Source organism: Streptomyces sp. Inha503 (assembly GCF_047215865.1).
Lineage (GTDB): Bacteria > Actinomycetota > Actinomycetes > Streptomycetales > Streptomycetaceae > Streptomyces > Streptomyces lycopersici.
In genome coordinates, this window is record NZ_CP178360.1 from 11,698,143 (window position 1) to 11,720,703 (window position 22,561).

At 69.5% G+C, this 22,561-nt stretch carries 19 protein-coding genes; 5 read left to right on the plus strand and 14 right to left on the minus strand.

Annotation, left to right across the window (positions count from 1 at the left end; translation table 11 throughout):
* Positions 1-64 precede the first annotated feature (64 nt).
* The gene (locus ACJX2R_RS48175; RefSeq protein ID WP_413105315.1) at positions 65-538 is read left to right on the plus strand and encodes a nuclear transport factor 2 family protein; all 474 of its coding nucleotides are present in this window, start codon (positions 65-67) and stop codon (positions 536-538) included.
* A gap of 38 nt (positions 539-576) precedes the next feature.
* Positions 577-1,461, plus strand: a complete 885-nt coding sequence (locus tag ACJX2R_RS48180; RefSeq protein WP_413105316.1) for an oxidoreductase — start codon at positions 577-579, stop codon at positions 1,459-1,461.
* 148 nt (positions 1,462-1,609) lie between these two features.
* On the opposite strand, the gene ACJX2R_RS48185 is transcribed toward ACJX2R_RS48180, so the two are convergent.
* The 7 genes from ACJX2R_RS48185 to ACJX2R_RS48215 all read right to left on the minus strand — a co-directional run bounded on the left by ACJX2R_RS48185 (position 1,610) and on the right by ACJX2R_RS48215 (position 10,222).
* Positions 1,610-2,650: a vWA domain-containing protein gene (locus ACJX2R_RS48185; protein WP_262697963.1), complete on the minus strand. Its 1,041-nt coding sequence runs from the start codon at positions 2,648-2,650 to the stop codon at positions 1,610-1,612.
* A gap of 103 nt (positions 2,651-2,753) precedes the next feature.
* Positions 2,754-3,971 (minus strand): hypothetical protein, encoded by a 1,218-nt coding sequence (locus ACJX2R_RS48190; protein WP_413105317.1) that lies wholly within the window; start codon positions 3,969-3,971, stop codon positions 2,754-2,756.
* A gap of 591 nt (positions 3,972-4,562) precedes the next feature.
* Positions 4,563-6,359, minus strand: a complete 1,797-nt coding sequence (locus ACJX2R_RS48195) for a sugar-binding domain-containing protein (RefSeq protein WP_413105318.1) — start codon at positions 6,357-6,359, stop codon at positions 4,563-4,565.
* Positions 6,360-6,442: 83 nt separating this feature from the next.
* Positions 6,443-7,075 carry a hypothetical protein gene (locus ACJX2R_RS48200; protein WP_413105319.1) on the minus strand — a complete coding sequence of 211 codons (633 nt, stop codon included), beginning with the start codon at positions 7,073-7,075 and terminating at the stop codon, positions 6,443-6,445.
* Between the two features lie 8 nt (positions 7,076-7,083).
* Positions 7,084-7,920 (minus strand): carbohydrate ABC transporter permease, encoded by an 837-nt coding sequence (locus tag ACJX2R_RS48205; RefSeq protein WP_413105320.1) that lies wholly within the window; start codon positions 7,918-7,920, stop codon positions 7,084-7,086.
* Complete coding sequence (locus ACJX2R_RS48210; protein ID WP_413105321.1) at positions 7,917-8,888, minus strand: carbohydrate ABC transporter permease; 972 nt, start codon at positions 8,886-8,888, stop codon at positions 7,917-7,919. The genes ACJX2R_RS48205 and ACJX2R_RS48210 overlap by 4 nt, the downstream gene beginning before the upstream one ends.
* A complete protein-coding gene (locus tag ACJX2R_RS48215) occupies positions 8,885-10,222 on the minus strand; it encodes an ABC transporter substrate-binding protein (protein ID WP_413106141.1) in 1,338 nt (445 codons plus the stop codon). Before ACJX2R_RS48215 ends, ACJX2R_RS48210 begins: the two co-directional genes overlap by 4 nt.
* Positions 10,223-10,477: 255 nt before the next feature.
* Here ACJX2R_RS48215 and ACJX2R_RS48220 point away from each other — a divergent pair, with 255 nt between their 5' ends.
* Positions 10,478-11,521 (plus strand): LacI family DNA-binding transcriptional regulator, encoded by a 1,044-nt coding sequence (locus ACJX2R_RS48220; RefSeq protein ID WP_413105322.1) that lies wholly within the window; start codon positions 10,478-10,480, stop codon positions 11,519-11,521.
* Between the two features lie 236 nt (positions 11,522-11,757).
* On the opposite strand, the gene ACJX2R_RS48225 is transcribed toward ACJX2R_RS48220, so the two are convergent.
* From ACJX2R_RS48225 to ACJX2R_RS48245, 5 genes are all read right to left on the minus strand, one after another.
* Entirely contained in the window at positions 11,758-13,110 is a 1,353-nt protein-coding gene (locus ACJX2R_RS48225; RefSeq protein ID WP_413105323.1) for an RNA-guided endonuclease InsQ/TnpB family protein, read from the minus strand.
* 247 nt (positions 13,111-13,357) lie between these two features.
* Entirely contained in the window at positions 13,358-14,890 is a 1,533-nt protein-coding gene (locus ACJX2R_RS48230) for a sulfatase-like hydrolase/transferase (protein ID WP_413105324.1), read from the minus strand.
* On the minus strand, positions 14,887-16,239 hold the full coding sequence (locus ACJX2R_RS48235; protein ID WP_413105325.1) for an MFS transporter: 1,353 nt from the start codon (positions 16,237-16,239) through the stop codon (positions 14,887-14,889). Before ACJX2R_RS48235 ends, ACJX2R_RS48230 begins: the two co-directional genes overlap by 4 nt.
* Positions 16,240-16,334: 95 nt before the next feature.
* Positions 16,335-17,339, minus strand: a complete 1,005-nt coding sequence (locus ACJX2R_RS48240) for a LacI family DNA-binding transcriptional regulator (RefSeq protein ID WP_413105326.1) — start codon at positions 17,337-17,339, stop codon at positions 16,335-16,337.
* A 37-nt stretch (positions 17,340-17,376) separates the two neighbouring features.
* A complete protein-coding gene (locus ACJX2R_RS48245; protein ID WP_413105327.1) occupies positions 17,377-18,381 on the minus strand; it encodes a LacI family DNA-binding transcriptional regulator in 1,005 nt (334 codons plus the stop codon).
* A 296-nt stretch (positions 18,382-18,677) separates the two neighbouring features.
* Here ACJX2R_RS48245 and rox point away from each other — a divergent pair, with 296 nt between their 5' ends.
* Positions 18,678-20,108 carry a rifampin monooxygenase gene (gene rox, locus ACJX2R_RS48250; RefSeq protein WP_413105328.1) on the plus strand — a complete coding sequence of 477 codons (1,431 nt, stop codon included), beginning with the start codon at positions 18,678-18,680 and terminating at the stop codon, positions 20,106-20,108.
* A 103-nt stretch (positions 20,109-20,211) separates the two neighbouring features.
* On the opposite strand, the gene ACJX2R_RS48255 is transcribed toward rox, so the two are convergent.
* Together ACJX2R_RS48255 and ACJX2R_RS48260 are read right to left on the minus strand one after the other, a co-directional pair.
* Positions 20,212-20,745: an EF-hand domain-containing protein gene (locus ACJX2R_RS48255; protein ID WP_413105329.1), complete on the minus strand. Its 534-nt coding sequence runs from the start codon at positions 20,743-20,745 to the stop codon at positions 20,212-20,214.
* 274 nt (positions 20,746-21,019) lie between these two features.
* Complete coding sequence (locus ACJX2R_RS48260) at positions 21,020-21,628, minus strand: hypothetical protein (RefSeq protein ID WP_413105330.1); 609 nt, start codon at positions 21,626-21,628, stop codon at positions 21,020-21,022.
* Between the two features lie 165 nt (positions 21,629-21,793).
* Here ACJX2R_RS48260 and ACJX2R_RS48265 point away from each other — a divergent pair, with 165 nt between their 5' ends.
* Complete coding sequence (locus ACJX2R_RS48265) at positions 21,794-22,498, plus strand: VanZ family protein (protein ID WP_413105331.1); 705 nt, start codon at positions 21,794-21,796, stop codon at positions 22,496-22,498.
* Positions 22,499-22,561: the final 63 nt, after the last annotated feature.

The window sequence follows — 22,561 nt, forward strand, 5'->3', positions numbered from 1 at the left end:
TCCGCAGTCTTGCTGTCGCCGGGCGCGGCACGCTGAAGATCTCCCGCTTCGCTTGGAGGAGACCATGTCCACATCCATCGGCACGCCCGCCGATCCGACGTCGAGCCACCGAGCCATCGAGAACTTGATCGCACGTTACGCCGAACTCGTGGACGACGGCGATTTCGCGGGACTCGGCACGCTTCTCGCCGAAGCCACCTTCACGGGCACCGGCGAGCCGGCCAGCGGGCGCGAGGCGATCGAGAAGATGTTCAAGGATACGTTGATCGTCTACGCCGACGGCACGCCGCGAACCCACCATGTCACCACCAATGTGGCCATCGAGGTCGATGAACAGGCGAGCACGGCGGTATCGCGCTCGTACGTCACCGTGTTCCAGGCACTGCCCGACCTGCCGCTGCAACCCATCGCCGCCGGTCGTTACCATGACCGCTTCGAGCGCCGCGATGGGCAGTGGCGCTTCGCGGAGCGACGGGTCCGCATCAACCTGATCGGCGATGTGAGTCACCACGCGCGCCGGGCTGCCGCACAGCGGTAGTCGTCCCGGGGAGTTACTCAAGGGAGATGATGATGTCGATGGATCCAACCGTCGCAGTCGTGGGGCCGGGGGCGATCGGCACGACCGTGGCGGCGGCGCTGCATGAGGTCGGCCGTACACCGAGGATTTGTGGCCGCACGGCGCGTGATCGCCTCGAACTGCACATGGGCGAAGGTCGCGTCGTCGTGCCGGGGCCTGTGCGGATCGACCCGGCACGGGCTGATGGAGCGGTCGACCTTGTTTTCCTTGCCGTCAAGTCGACGCAGGTCGAGGCGGCGGCGCCATGGCTGACGGCGATGTGCGGTCCGGACACCGTCGTCTGTGTTCTCCAGAACGGCGTCGAGCAGGAATCGATTGTCGCGCCTCACCTCTCCGGCGCCCGGGCCATCCCCTCGGTCGTATGGTTCCCCGCCCAAGCGCGGCCCGACGGTTCGGTGTGGTTGCGCGGCGAAGCGCGCCTCACCCTGCCGGACACGCCGGCGTCTCGTGTGGTGACCGAGGCTCTGCGCGGCACTCGGTGTTCGGCCGACCTGGCCACGGACTTCACGTCTGTGGCGTGGCGCAAGCTGTTGCAGAACGCGGCCGCCGGCTTGATGGTCCTCACCGGCCGCCGCACCGGCATGTTCGCCAGGGCCGATATCGTCGAGCTGTCGATGGCCTATCTGCGGGAGTGCCTCGAGGTTGCCCGAGCCGAGGGCGCGGTACTGGGCGACGAGGTGCCGCGGGAGATCATTGACAGCTTCCAGGCCTACCCGGCCGATATGGGCACCTCCATCCTCGCCGACCGCGAAGCCGACCGGCCGCTCGAATGGGACACCCGCAACGGCGTCGTGCTGCGCCGCGGACGGGCCCACGGCATCCCGACGCCGATCAGCGATCTGGTGGTGCCACTCCTCGCGGCCGCCAGCGATGGGCCCGGCTGACTCCTGGCATGGATGAGCCATGGCTGAGGGGTGTTGCTCCTCGTGGATTTCATGGACGCGCGCCGGAGGTGCCGCGCCCCCGGACAACGGGGTCGCGGCACCTCGCTCACTTCGACCGTCCGGGCCCGGGGGCCCAGCTCGCATCGCCTCAGATCATGAGCAGCAGCCGCGTGTGCGGTACCAGCTTCCGGTTCACGCTGGTGCTCTGCACGAATATCGTGAAGTCGTCGTTGCGGTCCGGATTGACGCGAACTTCCGTATCCGGCAGGCCGAGCAGGGATCGGGCCTCCGGCCCCGTGTAAACCCGGTCCGTCTTCTTCTCCAGCACCGCAATCTGCTTCCGCGCCTGGATTTTCTCCGACTTGCTCAGCTGATAGAACGCACAGCCGGTACGGAAGGTGTGCCCGCATTCGACGACCCATTCCCGGATCGCCGCTTCGCGAGCCACCGGAATCAGCTGGTATTTCGATGGGTCCACCGGGGTGAGGCCGGCTGCCTTGATGGTGTCCTTGTTGACCGCCTCGGCGCCCGTGGAGAATACCGCCCGCGATCCCCGGATGCCTTGTGCCCGGCCCACCATGAAGTTCTCGGTGGCCTGCTGGATGACCTGCCCCGCCTCCTCCAGTCCCTGTGTGCTCGTGGCGTCCCAGATGGCGATGTTGTCCTTCGGGAAACCGCACTGCATGGCCTCGCGCTTGCCCATCTGGTCCGGCACGAGGACGGCCAGTGTCCAGTTGTCCTCCTGCGTCGCCATCAACTTGGCCACGGCCTGCACGAGTTCACGCGGATTCTTGGTGGGGGCATCCAGGCAGCGATGGCTTGCGTTCTCCTGGCCGTCCGTCAGCACGAACGTCAGGAAGCTGTGGTCGCCGTACAGTTGAGCCGTCTGAGCCAGCTCCCGCTGCGACTTCAGTGTGGCCGCCAGCAGAGCCGTCATTCCACCGACCCGGTAGAGCTGCTTCAGGGACGGCATCCGCAGCACGTCCTTGTCGTAGATGACGCACTCCACCTTGTCGGCGAAGACGTACACCGTGACGCGGGTTTCCTGGTCCAGTTCCTTCGATCGGCGGGCCAGATACGCAATCTGCTGGTCGGCGACTTCGACGACCTTTCCGCGCAGGTGTGACATGGACGAACTGGCGTCCAGCACAAGAGCAACGTGATTGATGTAGTTCTGGTCTCCGGACATGCCGCGCCCCCTCTTTTTCCTTCTCGATGTTCCTACCTTCTCACCCACCACTGACAATCGACCTTGGACTTCGATGCGTGGGGAGGCGGCGGCGGGAACGGCGTCAGGAGTAGAAGCGCACATAGTCGAAGCGTGCGGTCACTCCCTCACCGGCCAGGGAGACGAGGCCGATGGACGGGTCGGAACCGGCGGGCAGATGCCAGACCCCACCCCAGATGTAGTGCTCACCGTCCCGACTCGTGGCCGGCTGGAACCTGTGCTCGCCCGTCTTCGGATCGACGGTATGGCGCAGCCGCAGCCACATGGTGTCGGCAGACGGCCCCAGCTGCATCTCCGGCCAGCTGTCACGGTCCCGGCCGATCCACAGGAACGCCTGCCGTGAGGGGCCGGTCCGTGTCGGAGCCAGATGGATCGAGTCCGCCGGGCTCCGGAAGGCGATCATCCCGGCTTGGCCGCGTCCGTCGAGGGCGTCGCTGATCGGGAAGCGCAGCTTGATCTCGACCGTGTAGGTGCCGGTCGGAGCGTCACGCAGCAGCGCCGATGCCATCGTCCCCTTGCCGGAGAAGTCGGCGTCCTGCGTCGGCCACACGTACTGGCCGTCGGCGACCTTCCCGTCGGCGGGGCCGAACCACTTCCAGCCGTCCAGCTGGTCGTCGTCGAAGTCCTCGTCGTACTCCGGCAGCCGGGCTCCGATCCGGGGGTCCGGCTGTTCGACGGTCACCGGCGTGTAGAGCCGGGTCACGCCGACGTTGTCCGCCTCGCCGGCGCCGCGGGTCGAGGCGACACCGCCGCGGCGCCAGTCCTTTGGCACGTCCACCGTCAGCTCGGCCAGCGGCATGTCGAGCATGGCCGGGCTGACCTGTATGTGCGCCGCCCCGTCGCGGATCTCGGCCGTGAGCGAGTGCCAGGTCCGCGGATCGGTGTTCGAGTGCAGACGAGCGGTCCGCTTCCGCACCACCTTCCGGTCCCGGGTGACCTCGACGGAGAGTGTCCCGGTGGCATCGAACCAGGCCACGGCGTGGCTGGACCGTCCCCCGGAGGCCAGGACGAGGCCGACCCGGCCCTCGTCGTCGCGCAGCCGCACATCGGCCTCGATCCTCACATCGCCCTCGGGGGCCCGCCGCGGCAGCAACAGCTGCGGGACCGCGGTCCGGGACCGGCCGTGGGCATAGCGTCCCGAGTCGCTGTCCGAACCCATGGCCCAGGAGCCGGGTCCGAGGATGTCGAAGCGGCCGGGACCGTCGTCGAAGGTGCTGCCCGCGTCCCAGGCGCCCGTCGGTGCGGTCTGCCGGTCCTCGCTGGTCCAGGCGCCCGCGCGCACGGTCGGCCAGCCGTCGATCCAGAGAGACCGGTCAGCAGCGGGCTGGACGGTGGGCCGGCGTCGAAGGCCGTGGCCGCGTCATCGGGGTGCGGCGCGGTGACCACAGAGACCGACCGGCCGCGCTCGACCTCCTCGTCGCCGCTGGTGAGCCGGATCTCGACGGTGGCGAATCCCGGAGTGGCCACCGGGGTCGCGGTGACCGTCAGCTCTCGCTCGGCTCCGGCGGCGACGGTCACGGTCCGCTCGGTGCCGGACCAGCCGTCGGGGGTGACCAGCCGGGCGGTGACGTCGCGGTCCTCGGCGCCGGTGTTGCGTACCAGCACCGTGACCGGGTTGGCCCGGCCCGTCCACCACACCGGATCCGCCGCCGCCCTCAGGGCCACCATGGACGGTGCCGGGGCGGCCGGATCCGTGATCGCGAACGCGGACAGCCGCGAGGCCGTAGCCGTCCTCATCGGGGATGGATGCCGATGCGGCGAAGCCGGCCGCCGTGCTCCATGGGCTCAGTACCGCGGCGAAGGCGAGAGCGGATGCCTGGAGCACTCGGCGACGGCCGTACTCGTACGCGGATCGCGCCATGGCGATGTCTCCTCATGCACGGGTTCGGGTGAGAATTTCGCGCAGTTCGGCCAGGGGGATCTTCGGCTGGCGGTCCGGTGTGAGCAGGCCGTTGGTCTCTTGTTCCGTGTCGGTGAACTGGGTGTAGCAGAAGCCCGCGAGCCCGGAGTCCACCGCGGCGGCCACCAGGTCGGCGAGGCGTTCGGCGAAGTCCTCCTTCGTGGCGACGGTGTCGTAGCCGAACCACTCGGCGCCCTCCGCCGGTTCGAAGGTCGCGCCGCCGAACTCGCTGAGGACGACGGGCTGCCCTTGGTGGCGGACGCCGTCCAGGGTCAGGCGTTTGGCGCCGGGCCACCGCTCGGCGATCTCGCCTTGCCGCAGCGAGGCGTGGCCGTAGCGCTCGCGCAGTACGTTCCCGTGCTGGGTGTAGTCGTGGACGCCCCAGATGTCGGCGGCGGAGATCTCCCAGCCGTCGTTGGAGACGGCCGGGCGCGAGGGGTCCAGGGCCTTGGTCAGGTGGTAGAGGGCGTCCATGAAGTGGCGCTGTGCGGGGACGAGCGCCGGGTTCGGCACGGACCAGGATTCGTTGATCGGGATCCAGGCGACGATCGAGGGGTGGCTGAGGTCGCGGGAGACGGCCTCGGTCCACTCGGCGACCACGCGCTCGACGGTCCGCGCGCCGAACGCGTACGCCGACGGCATCTCCTCCCACAGCAGCAGCCCGAGCCGGTCGGCCCAGTACAGGAAGCGCGGGTCCTCGATCTTCTGGTGGACGCGCAGCCCGTTGAGGCCGATCTCCTTCGCCAGTTCGACATCGCGGCGCAATTCGCCGGCCGAGGCCGACAGATGCGAAGCGGGCCAGTAGCCCTGCTGGAGCGCGAACCGGAGGAAGTACGGCTTGTGGTTGAGGAGGAAGACGCCGTCGTCCCAGCCGATGTCGCGCAGACCGAGGTAGGACGTGACGCGGTCGACCGGTGTGCCATCCGCCGCGTCGCGCAACTCCACCACCGCGTCGATGAGTTGCGGCCGCTCCGGACTCCAGAGCAGGTCGTCGAGGTCCTGCCCGTGGCGCAGGGCGGGCACCGCGACGTCGAACTCCGCCTCCTGGCCCTCGATCAGCGTCCGCTGCTCGGCGAGTACCCGCTCGCCCCGCGTGAGGCGGACCGTCACGGTGAGCGGACGCCGCGGCCAGTGGCCCAGACGCAGCCGGCAGCGGACGCGGGCGTGGGCGACCTCGGGGGTCCAGTGCAGAAGCATGATGTGCTCGGCCGGGACCTCCTCCAGCCACACCGGCTGCCAGATCCCGGAGGTGCGGTGGTACCAGATGACATGCGGATCCCGGCGCCAGTCCTGCTTGCCGCGTGGCTGCGCGGCGTCGAGCGGCTGGTCCTCGGCGCGGACGACGACGGTCTGCTCGCCGTCCCGGTCGACGGCGTCGGTCAGATCGCAGGTGAAGCCGGTGTGCCCGCCCTCGTGACGTCCCACCGGGCGGCCGTTCAGCCAGACCTCGGCCCGGTGGTCGACCGCACCGAAGTGCAGCAGGAGCCGCCGCCCGGCGGCCGGCCGGGGCACGTCGATCACGCGCCGGTACCAGAGCACGGGGTGGAAACCGGTGTCCGCCACGCCCGAGGCCGCGGACTCGGGCGGATAGGGCACGGTGACGGCGCCGGTGAACGGTGCGGAGGTGGCCGGGTCCATCCACCGGTCGGCGCGGCCGCGGTCCTCGTCGTCATGGGCGAACCGCCAGGGACCGCCGATGTCGCGCCAGTCGGGATCGCGGATCAGCTGCGGCCTCGGATGGCCTGCGGCGTCCAGGTGCGGGTAGGGCATGCGTGAACTCCGGTGAGGTGGTGCGTAGGTGAGGGGTGGGGAGGTGCGTAGGCGATGGACGGGGGAGGTGGCGCGCCCGCGGTTCAGTTCTCCAGGGCGTCGGCCGGGGAACGGGGGTCCATTGGGGAGCGGAGGTCCACGACCGTGGCGGCGAACGCCAGCGGGCCCGGCAGCAGCGGGATCAGCAGCGGAATCGACCAGGCCAGGAGCCCGCCGAGGATCACCGCACCGGCCAGGAGAAGAGTGCCGCGCGGGTCCGCGGCCGAGCGGAGCAGCGCCTCGCGCGCGGACAGCGGGTGCGGTGTCTCGAGCGCGGCCGCCCGCAGCGCCACGACCGCGGCGCCCAGGACGAGCAGCGCGAGGGCGGGCGCCATGACGGCCGCTCCGGGCAGCGCGGTGCGCATCAGCGCGGCATCGATCAGGACGACCGCCGCGAGCACCGGCGGCACCAGACCGAGGGCCGCCGAGCGCGCGGACAGGTGGGCACGGAAGTGAGCGCCGTACGTACCGGCCCTGACCTGGACGCCGTTGCCCGCGGCCTGCCGGAGCGTCGCGGACGCGGCGGCGAACGCGGCCGGGGCCGTGACGACCGGCAGACAGGCGAGACTGGTGAGCAGGCCGACGAGCAGCATGTCGGCGAAGAGGCTGAAGCCGGAGCCGAAGACCTCTCCGGCCTCCCGGCGCTCGCGCCGGGGCGTGGCCGATACGTGGGCCATGGTGTGCCTCACCCCTTCAGTCCGGACGTGGCCATGCCCTGCACGAGATAGCGCTGGAAGACGAAGAAGAACAGCACGATCGGCAGCACCGAGATCACCGACATGGCGAACATGGGGCCGTACGCGGACGTGCTGGACTGATCGACGAAGCTGCGCAGGGCGAGCGTGATGGTGAACTTCTCCGGCGCGAAGAGGTAGATCATCTGCGTGAAGAAGTCGTTCCACGTCCAGATGAACGTGAAGATGGCCGTGGTGATCAGCGCGGGACGGGTCAGCGGCAGTGTGATCGACCAGTACGTGCGGAACGGCCCGCAACCGTCGATCCGGGCGGCCTCCTCCAGCTCGCGCGGCAGCCCGCGCATGAACTGGACGATGAGGAAGACGAAGAACGCCTCGGTGGCCAGGAACTTCGGCAGGATCAGCGGCCAGTAACTGTCCACCAGGCCCAGGCGGTTGAAGATGATGTACTGCGGAATCAGCACGACGTGGTGCGGCAGCATCAGCGTCGCCACCATGAAGGCGAACATCACCTTGCTCATGCGGAAGCGCAGCCGGGCGAAGGCGTAGGCGGCCAGCGAGCAGGACAGGACGTTGCCGACCACGGCACCCACCGCGATCAGCAGGGTGTTGCCGAGCAGGCGGTTGACGGTGATGCCCGAGACCCCGTCCAGGGCGGTCGTGTAGTTCGACCACTCCAGGTGGCTGGGCCACAGATCGAGGCTCGTCACCACCTCGTCGGCCGGTTTGAGCGAGGTGGCGAGCAACCAGGCGAGGGGGTACAGCAGGACCAGCAGGCACACGGCCGCGACGGTGTGCGGCAGCCACCGCTTCGTGGCGATGTTCATCGACCCTCCTCGTCCGCGTAGAAGACCCAGGACCGGGAGGTCCGGAACAGGATCAGGGTGATCGCGCCGATGGCGATCAACAGCAGCCAGGCCATCGCCGCGGCGTAGCCCATATGCGAGGCCGTGAAGCCGCGCTCGTAGAGATAGAGCGTGTAGAACATCGTGGAGTCGGCGGGTCCGCCGTCGCCGCCGCTGATGGCGAAGGCCGGGGTGAAGACCTGGAAGGAGTTGATGACCTCGAGGACCAGGTTGAAGAAGACGACCGGGGACAGCATTGGCACGGTGATGGACACGAACTGCCGCCAGCGGCCAGCGCCGTCGAGCGCCGCGGCCTCGTAGAGGTCGGGCGAGATCTGCTGGAGGCCCGCCAGGAAGATCACCATGGGTGCGCCGAACTGCCAGACCGTCAGCAGGACGACCGCGTACACCGCGAGGGCGGGGTCGCCGACCCAGCCGCCGGTGTTGATGCCGACCGCGTCCAGGACGTCGGAGACCGTGCCGCCGTCGTTGAACAGCGCCTTCCACACCAGGGCGATGGACATGCTCGCCCCGAGCAGCGACGGCGCGTAGAACGCGGAGCGGTAGAAGCCCCGGCCCTGGCCGAGGTTCTTCAGAAGCATCGCCACGCCGAGGGCGAGGCCCAGCTTCAGCGGGACGGCCACGGCGACGTACAGCATGGTGGTGCCGACCGACCGCCAGTAGCGCGGATCCTCGAAGAGCATCTCCTGGTAGTTGCGCAGGCCCACCCAGTGCGGCGGGTCGAACAGGTTGTAGTCCGTGAACGACAGGTACAGCGACACGGCCATCGGCACCAGGGTCAGCACGACCGCGCCGATCATCCACGGGGAGAGGAACACATAGGCGGGCCACCGCCGTTCACGGACCTGGCGCCGCTTGCCCTTGTCCGGGCGCGGATCCGTCGCGCGGCCGACGCGCGCGGGCGCCCTCGTCGTCGACACCGTGCTCATGACCTCAGCTCCCGGTTCGCCTCGTCGATGAGTTCGCGCGCCGCCTGCCGCGGGGTGGCCATGCCGTACATCACGCGTTGGTAGCTCCGTTTGAACGCCGTCTGGATCGCGAGGTCACCGGGCGGCGGTGCGGTCGGGGGGTCGTCCAGGCCGTACTCCTCCATCGTCTGCGCGTAGTCGTAGATCTCCCGCTCCGGTCCCTTGAGCGTCTTGGCGACCCGTGCGGCGATCTTTCGGTTGGGCGGGGCGGAGCGGGAGAAGCCGAGGATGTCGCCCGCCCGTGGGTCATTGAGGAGGAAGTCGATCAACTGGGCCGCCTCCCTGGGGTGCTCGCTGTTCGCACCGATGCCGATGAGCATGGTCGGCTTGAAGTACGCGCCCTGGTGGCCGCCGTGCGTGGGCACGGGCGCGAAGTGGATGTCCTCGCCGAGCAGGCTCGTGTACCCGGGGAACGGCGCGTCCCAGGTGAAGTCGGCGGCCGCGAGGTGGCGGCCGATGGGGCTGGTCTCGGTGCTCTTGGCCTGGACGGTGTCCGGGGCCTGGGCGATGGCGCCGTCCCTGCGGAGCCGGTCGCGGAACGACCAGAAGGCCGTCAAGTCGTCCTCGGAGAAGCCGAGTTCGGCCTGACTGGCGTAGAGCTTCCCGCCCCGGCCGCGCAGCCAGGTCTCGAAGACGTCCTCGTTGTCGCCGCCGTCGTTGGAGCCCGTGTAGGGGCGCCCGTCGGGGGACTTCAGCCCCAGGGCGGCGATCTTCTTGTTGGCCTCCCCCCAGTCCTGCCAGGTCCAGCTCGGCCGGGGCGTGGGGATCCCGGCCTTCTCGTAGACGGCGGAGTCGTAGGCGTATCCGGTGATGCCGCGGCCCATGGGCAGGGCGTACTGCCCGCCCTCGTAGGTGCCGGTGCGCAGCAGGCCCTTGTCCATCTCGGACGTACGGATCGTCCTGGCCCTGATGACGTCGTCCAGCGGCATGATCGCTTCGCCGCCCGCGTACTGGGAGATCTGCCGGTAGTCGAGCTGGACCACATCGGGTACTCCGCCGCCCGCTGCCTGTGTGGCCAGCTTTTGCAGATAGGCGCCGAATTCACCATTGGATGTGCGGACGGTGACGCCCGGGTGCTCCTTCTCGAAGAGACGCACCGCCTTCTCGGTACGCGCGGCGCGGTCGTCGTTCCCCCACCAGGAGAACGTGAGGGTGACGCCGCCTGAGGCACTGCCGCTCGCGGCGGAGCAGCCGGAGAGCGTGGAGGTCAGGGCCGTACTGAGGCCGGCGGCGGCCGCGGCGAGGACGGCCCGGCGGCTCGGCTGGTGGAGCCGGCTGTTCGGAGGCTCGGGCATGGGGGCCTTCCAGGGGGAGAGGGGGAGTTCGCGCTGCGCGGGGGAGTTGTGGAGGGCGTCAGACACCGGGTCGGGGTTGTCCGTGTGACGCCCTTGGTAGCAATCGCTTGCTATTGATCGGTTCCAACGTTGTAACCGCGAAATCTCGCCACGGTCAACCCCTCGTCGGGAACGGGATTCCGGACCGATCCGGCACTGACAGCCCGCCGGAACCGGTGCATAATGCGGAGAAACACAGGTGAGGGGGTTCGGTCAGTGGCCGCGGTGACACTCAAGGACGTGGCGGAGCGGGCAGGGGTCTCGATCAAGACCGTGTCCAACGTTGTACGCGATGCTCCCCGCGTGTCCGAGGCCACGCGGAAGCGCGTACTGAAGGCCGTGCACGAGCTCGGCTACCGGCCGAACCCGTCGGCCCGCCGCCTGCGCACCGGGCACAGCGGCCTGATCGGCCTCGCCGTCCCGGATCTGGCCACGCCGTACTTCGCCGAACTCGCCCAGCACGTACGGGCCGAGGCCGCGCAGCTGGGCCTGACCGTCCTGATCGAGGAGACGTCGGGCGACGCGACGGAGGAACTGCGTCTGGCGACCGGGGTCGGGGCGTCACTGCTGGACGGCGTCATCCTCTCGCCCCTGGGTGTCTCGCCCGACGAACTCGCCGCCGTGGCCAACGAGTTCCCGCTGGTCCTGCTCGGCGAGCGCAGCTACGCGCGCGACCAGGTGGGGGCCGACCACGTCCTGATCGACAACGTCGCGGCGGCGCGCGAGGCCACCGCGCACCTGGCCGCCCTCGGCCGTACGCGGATCGCCGCCATCGGCGTGGACCGGCAGGCGTCGGCGACCAGTCGTCAGCGCCTGGAAGGCTTCCAGCTCGCCCTGCACGAAGCCGGGGTGACATACGACCCCCGGCTCGCTCCCTGCGTCAAGGAGTTCGACCGGCGCAACGGCCTGCTGGCGATGCGCGCCCTCGCCGCCCTGCCGGCCGGCGTGCGGCCGGACGCGGTCTTCTGCTTCAGCGACCTGCTGGCGGCCGGGGCCCAGCGGGCGCTGTTCGAAGCGGGGGCGCACATCCCGGACGACGTCGCGGTGGCGAGCATCGACGGCTCCGACGAGGCGCTCTACAGCACGCCGTCACTGACGTCCGTGGTCCCCGACAAGGCGGCGATCGCCTCGCTGGCCGTGAAGTGCCTGGCGGCCCGCATCCGCTCGGTCGTGCCCCTGCCGTTCGAGGTGCACACGGCTCCGCACTGGCTGCATGCCCGGGAGTCCACGAACGGCGGGCGCCAACAGCTCTTTCCCTGATCCGGACCGAGGGACCGTCCCTCGTCTGACGGCCCCTCGGCGCGCAAGCGCTCAGCCGCTCCCGCTCCTGGTGACGGTCACATGCCGCCAACTCGCCGTCCCGGCCTGATCACGTACCCCGATCGCGCCCCTGGTGAAGGAACAGTCCGGATCCCTGTGGGTGAAGCCGACCGGCGTGGCGGTGGAGGCCGAGGGCCTGCCGTTCACCGTGAGGGTGCAGCCCACCGCCTTCACCGTCAGGTGGTACCACGTCCCGGGGGACAGGCCACCGGGAATGTCCGTCCCCGCCAACTCCCTCCAGGCACCGTTCTGCTTGCCGAGGACGATCCGGCGCGGACGACACACCCACGTATTGACTTCCGCTCCACGGCCTGAAGGCCGTGGATTCCTGCCACGGTCGGCTGACCGTCTCGGTGGGTTCCTGCTTCACCGCGCTGGGCCGGTACGAGTACCGGTCTTACCTGCGCTCGACAGGCTGACACCGCCAGTCCGGCGGCCTTGGCGACGTTGACCGCCGCGTTGATGTCCCGGTCGAGGACGGCTCCGCAGGCCCCGCATTCCCACACTCGGATGTGCAGGGGCTTGGGGCCGTCCTTGACGCCGCACTGCGAGCAGACCTGGGAGGTCGGCTCGAACCGTCCGATGCGGTGGAAGCCGCGGCCGAACTTCGCGGCCTTGTACTCCAGCATTGTCACGAACGCGGACCATCCAGCGTCGTGTACGGACTTGGCCAGGCGCGTACGGGCGAGTCCCTTCACCGCCAGGTCTTCCACCGCGACCGCTTGGTTATCGCGGATCAGCCGGGTGGAGAGTTGGTGGTGGAACTCGCGTCGCGCGTCGGTGACCTGCGCGTGGGCGCGGGCGACCTTGATCCTGGCCTTGTTCCGGTTGTTCGAGCCCTTCGTCTTGCGGCTGAGGGCCTGCTGTGCGCGCTTGAGCTTCTTCTCGGCCCGGCTCAGGAAGCGAGGAGCGTCGATCTTTGTGCCGTCGGACAAGACGGCGAAATGCCCCAGCCCCAGGTCGACGCCGACGGCCCTGTCGCTCTCGGCCGAGGTGACGGGCTCGGTGGCCACAACGAAGCTCGCGAAGTACCTTCCGGCCGCGTCCTTGATCACGGTGACCGTGGACGGGACCGAGGGAAGGCTGCGGGACCATTTCACCCGCACGTCCCCGATCTTCGGCAGGGACAGGTCGCCGCCGGCGGTGATCTTCCATCGGGCGTTCGCGGTGAACCGTACGGCCTGCCGGTTGTCCTTGCGGGACTTGAACCGGGGTGCGCCCATGCGTGGGCGCTTGCCCTTCAGCCCGTCGAAGAAGTTCCGGTACGCGGCGTCCAGGTCCCGCAGGGACTGCTGGAGCACAACAGCGGACACCTCGCCGAGCCACGCGCGCTCTTCGGTGAGCTTGGCCTGGGTGATCAGCAGCTTGGACAGGTCCCCGGTCTTCGGGAACGCCTCGCCTGCGGTGCGGGCGGTTTCACGGGCGCGAAGCGCATCGTTGTAGACCACCCGCGCACACCCGAACGCCCGTGCCAGCGCCGCGCGCTGAGGCCCATTCGGGTACAGACGGAAGCTGTACCTCAGTTGCATGCCGATCACCCTAAGACAGTTGGGTTATGGCCGAGAATCAGAACATCTGTACTGGTCGGCACTGCATCTTCGCCCTCCACAGGCACTTGGTCTTCGTGAGGTCTTCAAGGACACCCACCTGACGCGCATGGAGGAGATCACGCCGGGCCGTCTGCGCCGACTTCGAATGCGAGCTGATCGAGTTGCGAGAACAACCACGTCCACCTGCTCCTCCCGGTTCCTTCGGCACGCGGGTGCCGTCGCTGTCTCATGCGGATTGTCCCTTTCCCTCGGAGTGCCGGTAGGGAGCGAGGTGGTTGCGGGGGTCCCGCTTGAGCCGGTAGCCGCCGGGGACCGTCGGCAGCGGGTCCTCGGCCCGCATCTGCCACACGGCCAGCAGGGACAGCAGCCTGACCCGTTCGTCGGCGGCCGCCGGGTCCGACCAGCGGTCCACCAGTTCCAGCGGGTCCTCGCGCAGGTTGTACAGGCGGAAGTCCCCGACGATGTCGGCGTACAGGGTCCAGTCCCCACTGCGGACCTTGCGGCGGCGTCCGCTCTGCGTGGCCGCGTTGAGCTCGTCCCAGCGGGGCGCGCCGTCCGGGCCGTCGAAGATGAGTCCGGGCATCTGGTCGGCCACGTCCTCGGGCCCGTAGGGGAGTCCTCCCATGCCCTGCTCCACATAGGAGCTGTCGAACTCCTCCGCCGGACAGGGCCGTCCGGTCAGCGACGGCCACAGGCTGCGCCCCTGTATGCCGTCGGGCAGCTCCCGCCCCATCGCCTCGCAGAGTGTGGGCATGAGGTCCGCGAGCGAGACGTGCTCCGGACGCGGCCCACCGGTGGGCCGCACCGCGTCCCCGTTGACGACCAGGGGGACCCTGGCCAGGATGTCCGGGATCTCCGCGCCCTTGCGCACCAGTCCGTACTCGCCGACGAAGTCGCCGTGGTCCGCGGTGGCGACGACGACGCGTTCGCGTACGCGGTGCCGGCTCTCCAGCCCCGTGAGCAGACGCCGCAGTTCGTCGTCGATGAGCCGCAGCATGCCGAAGTAGTTGGAACGCGACGGGGCGATGGCTCCCTCGTAGTCGGCCACCGCGCGCTCGCCCAGGCTGCGCAGGTACTGCCAGGGGAAGGACTTCCCCTCCAGTGCGCCGGCCCCGGTGCGGGTCGGCGGCAGCGACTCCTCGGGGAAGAGCGAGAAGTAGGGCTCGGGCACCTGATACGGATTGTGCGGCTCGGGGATGGACACCGTCAGCAGGAACGGCCGGTCCTCCGGGACGCCGGCGACCCAGGCCAGTGCCTCGTCGACGATGCGGTGCGGGTTCTGGGCCTCGACCGGGAACGGCGTGGGCTTCTCATGGGTGCGGTGCCGCAGCGCCGCCAGCCACTTGTCGAACTCCTTGTGCAACGCCTTTGACGGAGTGGTCACTTGGCCGTCGTGCATGAACTCGACCCAGTGATCCACGGACGAGGCGTCGAGATAGGTGTGGTTCTTGCCGATCATCGCCGTGGTGTAACCGGCGGCGCGGGCCTCGCTGAAGAGATCGGCGCCGCGTACCGCGAGCGGATGCGCCGGATTCTGGGTGACGCGGTGCGCGCTGGGAAACCGTCCGGTCATCAGGCTGGTGCGCGCGGGGCAGCACAGCGGTGAGGTGGTGTACGCGCGGTCGAACCAGGCCCCGGAGCGTCCCAGTTCGTCGAGGAACGGCGTGGTGTCCAGCGGGAATCCCTCACGGGCGCTGACGTCGGCACGGTGCTGGTCGGTCAGGACGAGGACGATGTCGGGCCGGTGGCGCGCGGTCACGCTCGGGTGGTCCTTTCGGTGAGGGCGGCGCCGTCGGTCGACGGGCCGTCGGTGGTACGGAGGCCGGCGTGGGAGAACCGCAGGCCGATGACGGCCGCGCAGGCGGTACTGAACAGGACCGAGACGACCACGGCGAGGGCCAGCCACCACGGCGAGCCGTCGGACGCCACGAGCATGGCGTACGCGACCGGCGGGGTGAGACCGCCGAGGATTGAGCCGACCTGGTAGACGAACGACACCGCCGTGTAGCGCACCTCGGTGGGGAACAGCTCGGCCAGGAACGTGCTCTGGACGGCGAACTGGGCCGAGTTGCACAGCCGGAAGATCGTGATCCCGAGCACCATCCAGAAGAGCGTCCCGGTCTCCAGCAGGGCGAACAGGGGGAAGGTGGTCACGGCCATCGACAGCACACTCCACACGAATGTGCGGCGCACCCCGAACCGGTCACCGAGCCTGCCGAGGTAGAGCATCAGCGGCAGGCAGATGATGCTCGGGATCATCGTTCCGATGATCCCGATGCTGTCGCTCCGGTGCAGATAGGTGACGATGTACGCCGTCACCACGGGCCCGACGACATTGCCGGTGATGGCATCGGCCGAACGCGCGCCCAGCGCGAGGAGCAGCGGCGCCCAGTGGTCGCGCAGGAGCGTGATCAGCGGCGCCTTCTCCACCCCGCGCCTCTTCTGGAGGCGTATGAAGTCCCCGCTCTCGGCGAGGCGCGTGCGCACCACGAGGGTGTAGACGAGCAGGATGCCGCTGAGCAGGAACGGGACCCGCCACACCCAGTCCTCGTACTGCGTGCCCGAGGAGAGCCAGGTGCACAGCAGCACGAGCCCGCTGCTGAAGATGCCGCCCACGGGGTTGCCGAGCTGCGGGATGGAGCCGAAGAAGCCGCGCCGCTCCTCCGGCACCGACTCGATCGTGGCGAGCGCGGCACCGGCGTACTCGCCGCCGAGGCCGATGCCCTGAAGTACGCGCAGGAACAGCAGGATCACGGGGGCGGCCGCGCCGATCGTGGCGTAACCGGGCAGCAGGCCGATCATGAACGTCGGGATGCCCATGAGCAGCATCGTGAGAATCAGGAGCTTCTTGCGGCCGACCCGGTCGCCGAAGTGCCCGAAGACGAGGCCGCCGATGGGCCGGGCGAAGAACCCGACGGCGGTCGTCGTGAGGGCCAGCAGGGAGCCGATCGCGCTGCTGTGCGCCGGGAAGAAGACGTGGCCGAAGACGAGTGCCGCGGTGGTTCCATAGAGCCCGAAGTCGAACCACTCGAAGGTCGAGCCGAGGAAGCCGGCGAGTACGGTACGACGCGCGGCGGGGGCGATCCGAGGCGGGTCTGGCCTTGGCATACAGCGGCTCCACTGAGGATTCCAACGGTTACGGTAACCGTTGCATTGCCTGTGGACGTTAGGACCGCGCGGCGTTCGCCGTCAATGACCGGGCGTTAGGAAAATGTTGACTCGCGTTCGGTTATGGTGAGTGGCGCCTCGACGTGGCTCCGCGGGCGTGCGCCCTCCCGGACCCGCGCCGTGAGCAGGTCGAGCGCGCGCCGGGCCATCGTGCGGACATCCGCCTGGACGGTCGTCAGGCTGGGGGAGGAGTACTCCGCGTCCTCGTCGTTGCCGAACGCGACGACCTGGACCTGCCCCGGTACGTCCCGGCCCGCCCTGCGCAGTGCGTGCAACGCCCCGTGCGCGAGCGGCTCTTCGAGCGCGAGCACCGCGTCGAACGGCGTTTCCCCGCCCGGAAGCCGAGTCAGAAGTCGAGCGATCGCCACATGCCCCTCGTGCCGGGAGGCCTGTGACGTCTCCACGACGAGAGACGGGTCGGCCCTCCGCCCCGCCGCCGTCAGCGCGCGCCGGTATCCGTCGGTGCGCAGGGCCGCCGCGCTGTCGCCGCCCGCCTTCCGCTCACCGCCCAGCAGCGCGACGCGCGAGGCGCCACGGTCGAGCAGCAGCCGCACGGCTGCCTCGGCCGCGACGGTGTCCCGCGACGTGACGCTGTCGAAGGGGCCCGCCACCCGGCGCGATCCGATCAGCACCGCGGGGCCGGGGGACGGCAGGTCCCTCAGGTCCCGCGTGGTGATCGCGGTCGGCATCAGCAGCACGCCGTCCGAGAGGCCCCCTCGATTGCGCAGCACCTCCAGTTCCCGCTCGCGGTCGCCCCCGGTCGGCTCCATCACGACGCTGACGCCCTCGGCCTCCGCGAGATCGAAGACCGCGGCGGCGAGGGGCGCGCAGTAGCCGTACCCGAGGCCCGGCAGGGCGAGCGTCACCGTGTCCGTCGCCCTCGAATTGAGGCCGCGGGCCAGGGGATTGGGGCGGTAGCCGAGCTCCTCGACCGCGGCGCGCACGGCTCGGACGGTCGCCTCGTTCACCTGCCCGGTGGCATTGACCACGTTGGACACGGTCTTGACGGACACACCGACGGCGGCGGCCACGTCGCGCATGCGCACCACCGTCGGCCGGCCACCGGACGACTCCGGCTCATTCACTGGCAACGGCGCTCGACTCCCGTTCGACGAGGCGGAACCCGACCGTGTGGTGTCCCGGTTCGGGGAGCACCGCGCCGGTCGTCCGCGCCTGTGCGCGTTCCGCCAGGAGCGAGACGGCGCGGTGCGCCATCTCCTCCCGCCCCGGGTCGACGGTGGTGAGGGTGGGAGCGCAGTACGCGGCCTGCGCGACGTTGCCGAACCCGGCCACGGCGACGTCCCCCGGCACGGTTCTCCCGGCGTCCCGCAGACCGCGGAGCGCGCCCAGGGCGAGCGCGTCGCCGAGTGCGAACACGGCGTCCGTCTCGGGCGCCCGCTCGACGAGCGTCCGCACCGCGTCGGCGCCCGCCGCGAACGTGACGGTCTCCGTGCTCACCACCCGTCGGCGGCTCACCGGCAGCCCGGCGTCGCGCAGACCCGCGACGTATCCGAGATAGCGCTCGTCGCTCTCGGCCGGCAGCGCCTCACCGGGGGCCAGGGCGGCGATGCGGCGCCGCCCGCCCGCGACGAGATGGGCCACCACCGCGCGCGCCGCCTCGAACCGGTCCGTGTCGAAGGAGTCGACGCGGCCCGCGGTGAACGAGGCCGTGGCCACGATCAGCGGCTTCGTCACCGTCAGCGCCCGCATGTCCTCCTGGCCGAGCGCGACGGGAACGAGCAGGATTCCGTCCACGTGCCGCAGGTACGGGTCGTCACAGACGCCGCGCTCGCGCCGCACATCGCCGTGCGTCTGCGTGATGCGTACGGACATTCCGTGCCCCCGGGCCTCGCGCAGCACGGAGTCGGCGAATTCGCGGAAGTACGGGACGGTGACACTCGGCAGGGCGAGCCCCAGCACATGGGAGCGTCCCGAACGCAGCCGCCGCGCGGCCAGATTGGGGCGGTACCCGAGCTCGTCGATCACGTCCTGCACCCGCTGCCGGGTCTCCTCCCGGACGTTCCCGCGGCCGCGGGCCACGTTCGACACCGTGCTCACCGAGACACCGGCGAGGGCGGCCACGTCGCGCAAGGTCGCGGAACCGCGCGTCGCGGAGTCCGCACCCGCCTCAGACAGCCGTCCGCGCACAGCTCACCAAGCCCCTTCCACCACGACGGAAGTCTAGCCCCGCTGGAAAAAGGATTGGACCGGACGACGCTCGGCTTGTACCTTGCAGCTGGACCGCGACACCGCCCGAGGAGGTGAGACCCATGAACGCTGTATCGATGTGGGTGCTCCCCCTTCCCGTCACGGTCGGGCGATTGACGTAGGTGTCGCCGGGAGCGCCTCGACAAAGGCACTCCCGAAAGGCAACACCTATGCACACGTTCGACGTGATCATTTCCGGGTGCGGGCCGACCGGCGCGATGCTGGCCGCCGAGCTGCGGCTGCACGATGTGCGGGTACTCGTTCTGGAGAAGGAAACCGAGCCGGTGTCGTTCATCCGCGTCGTCGGTCTGCACATTCGCAGTATCGAGCTGATGGCAATGCGCGGACTGCTGGATCGCATGCTCGAACACGGAAGGCGGCGTCCGGCCGGCGGATTCTTCGCCGCCATCAACAAACCCGCGCCCAAAGGTCTGGATTCCGCGCACGCCTATCTGCTGGGCATCCCGCAGCCGGTCATCGTTGACCTGCTCGAAGAGCATGCGACCCAACTGGGCGCGCAGGTCCGGCGCGGTTGTGCGGTGGCCGGTTTCGAGCAGGACGACGAGGGTGTGACCGTCGAGCTGGCCGATGGCGAACGGCTGCGTGCGCGCTATCTCGTCGGCTGTGACGGTGGGCGCAGTACGGTGCGTAAACTGCTCGGCGTCGGCTTCCCCGGTGAGCCCTCCCGGACCGAGACGCTGATGGGCGAGATGGAAGTGGGTGTGCCGCAGGAGGAGATCGCCGCCAAGGTGACCGAGATCAGCCAGACCAATAAGCGATTCTGGCTCAGGCCCTTCGGCGGAGGGGCATACAGCGTCGTGGTCCCCGCCGCGCAGGTCAGCGATCGCGCGGAACCACCCACCCTCGAGGATTTCAAACAACAGCTGCGTACGATCGCCGGAACCGATTTCGGCGTGCACTCCCCGCGCTGGTTGTCCCGCTTCGGGGATGCCACCCGGCTGGCCGAACGCTATCGGGTCGGGCGGGTGCTGCTGGCCGGCGATGCGGCACACATCCATCCGCCCACCGGCGGACAGGGCCTCAACCTGGGCGTCCAGGACGCGTTCAACCTCGGCTGGAAACTGGCCGCACAGATCCGCGGCTGGGCGCCGGAGACACTGCTGGACACCTACCAGGCCGAACGCCATCCGGTCGCCGAGGACGTGCTGGACAACACCCGCGCCCAGATGGAACTGCACTCCACCGAACCGGGCCCGCGGGCCGTGCGCAGGCTGCTCACCGAGCTGATGGACTTCGACGAGGTGAACCGCTATCTGATCGAGAAGATCACCGCGATCGGCATCCGCTACGACTTCGGCGAAGGCCCCGACCTGCTCGGCCGCCGCCTGCCCGACATCGAGGTGAAACACGGCCACCTCTACGGTCTGCTGCATCGCGGCCGCGGCCTGTTGCTGGACCGCACCGAACGCCTGACGGCCGGCGGCTGGTCGGACCGGGTCGATCACCTCGCGGACCCCACCGCGGCACTGGATGTTCCCTGCGCCCTGCTACGCCCCGACGGCCACGTCGCCTGGATCGGCGACGATCAGCGGGACCTGGACGACCATCTCTCCCGCTGGTTCGGCAAGCCCGCCAGCTGATTTCGCCGGAGCGGCCGAACGGAAGGCTGGCATCAGCCGTGGTGCCACGGGCCCACCCGGTGCCCCAACCGCCCGTTCGGCCGTTCATTGTCGGTTCCCGCGATCAGACCCCCGTGCCCGAGACCAGGAGGTCGCCCGGGATGCCCGCCTTGTCCGGGGCGTAGTAGTCCTTGATCCCGGCGATCCAGGTGGCCACCTGGATCCGGTCCGGGCCTGAGGGGCCGAAGGCGTCGAAGAGTGCGTCGATGTTGGCGCGCTTGAAGCCGATCGCCCGCATCAGCGCGACGAACGCGGGGCGTTCGATGAGCCCATCGCCGTCCGGGTCGCCGAGGGCGGCGAGCGCCTCGGCGAACACACCGATCGTCGCGTCGAAGCGCTCGGGCGAGAGCACGCAGGCCACGTACTCTTCGTAACTGATCTTGCCGTCGCCATTGGCGTCCAGCTCCGTGGCCAGTGTCGTCCAGTACTGGCGGAACGCCGCGCGCATCGCGTCCTTCGCCGCCTCGTCCGCGTCGGGCGCGGCCTCGATGACGTTGTTCGCCATGAGGTCGAAGTCATCGGCTTCGAGGACGCCGTTGCCGTTGGCGTCGAAGAGGGAGAAGACGTGTGCGACCCGCTTGGTGGCCTCCGTGCGCATGAATGTTGTCACCCTTCTTCGATCCGTGGGCTGGTCAGGACGGTTGGGCGGAAGACAGGAACAACCGCCGTGTCCGGGCGCGACCGGAAGTTCGTGTCCGGCCGCCTTGCCCACTATTTGGCCGACGGCTTGCTCATACGGTGGGTATTCCTCTTCGTTCACTCGAAGGACGGAATCGCCCTGAAACTCGTGTGTGCCGGACAGCTGGTGCCCGGTCCCGCGGACGGTTTGAGCCCGTCCAGGGAGCCTCGCCGAACGTGTCCCGCACCGCCCCTCAGTGGCCGTAGGGCGGCTCGAAACAGCCGGTCTCCATGAATGGCCCGTTGGTCTTGACCTCGAAGTTCGTCTTCTGCACGAACGCCGTGACGCAGGCATCGTCATGGACGCGAATGCCTATCAGGGCTCCTTCGGGTGTGACGTTGTGGTCGACCTCGAAGCGTGGATACATCTTCCGTACGGTGAGCGTCCCGCCGAGACGCTCTCCCTTTGGCCCGGTCCGCTCCTCTTCGTACCCCAGTTCAAGTAGCGCCGCGCGTACGCTCTTCGGGTCCCACTTCTTCTGCCCCCAGAGTCGCTTGAGCACGGGCTCGATGCGGTCGGCTTCCTTCTGGGCGTCCCTGGCACTGGCGGGGGACATCTCGCCGGAGCGACGGTAGGCATTGTTGTCGCCGTTGTGCGGGGCACCGTCGATGGTCCCGGGCTCCACGTAAGGAGAGGCGCCGGGGGAGCTGGGGCTGGAGCTCGGAGTTGTGGTCGAGGAGCCGACCGCCACGTCCGTGCCGCGCTGCTCCCCGCAGGCGGTCAGAGACACGGCAGCACCCAGGAAGAGGGCGGTCGCGACGAAGTGTCTGCACGCCCCTGGCGTAAAGGTCTGCATGCGCATGACTCTGCCATGCCGTGGACGGCTGCGCTGGGATCTGGAGCTGCACCGGCAGCCCATCGAGCCGGCCAAGTGAGATGAGTCCTTGACGCCGGGGATTCCGTGTATCGCGGGTGTATCGAAAATCGCATACGCCACCGCAACGGCACGTCCGTCTCCAATGGGGGCATGAACCAGAACGCATCCCTGTCCGCGCGGCCCCGCCGCACACGCGGAATCGTGCTCCTCGGACTGGCGGTCCTCGGCCTGGCGGGCGCCGTGTTCGTCGTGCGGCGGCCGCTCATGATGTCCGCTCCGAGGTGTGTGGCCGGGCGGTGGCACGGCTGCTTGGACACGTTCAACGGTGTGGTGCTCATGACGTTGGTCACGCTGCCGTTGGCCGCGCTGGTGGTGTGGGCTCTGGCGCGTCGGCGGCGTGCCGCCGGTGTCGCGTCGGCGTGGCGGATGTCGCTGGCCGAGGTGGGCATGGTCCACGGGACGGTGCCGTTCCTGTGGCTGACCCTGATGCCGGGCGCCGGGGTCGGCACCGCCCCGCCGCGGGTGAGTCTGGTGCCGCTGCGGGACCTGGTCACGATGGGGCCGCTCGGGATCGTCGGCAACCTGCTGGTCTTCGCGCCGCTGGGGTTCTTCGCCCCGATGCGGTTCGCGGCCCCGGCGTCCGTGCCGCGGATCCTGGCGCTCGGGGCGGGCTGCTCGGTCCTGGTCGAAACCGCACAGTACGTCCTGCGGCTGGACCGGGTGACCTCCGTGGACGACGTACTGGTCAACGCCGCCGGCGCCGTACTGGCCGCGCTGGCGTCGCGCCGCTGGTGGCGCACCGCGCCGGAAGCGCCGTCCGACCAGTCTCGCCCCGCCCCAGCACCGGCAGGCTGAGTCGCGTGTTCCGGTATGCGCACGTCTTTGCATACGTAGGCGATATGTTGTGCCGCTTAGGCT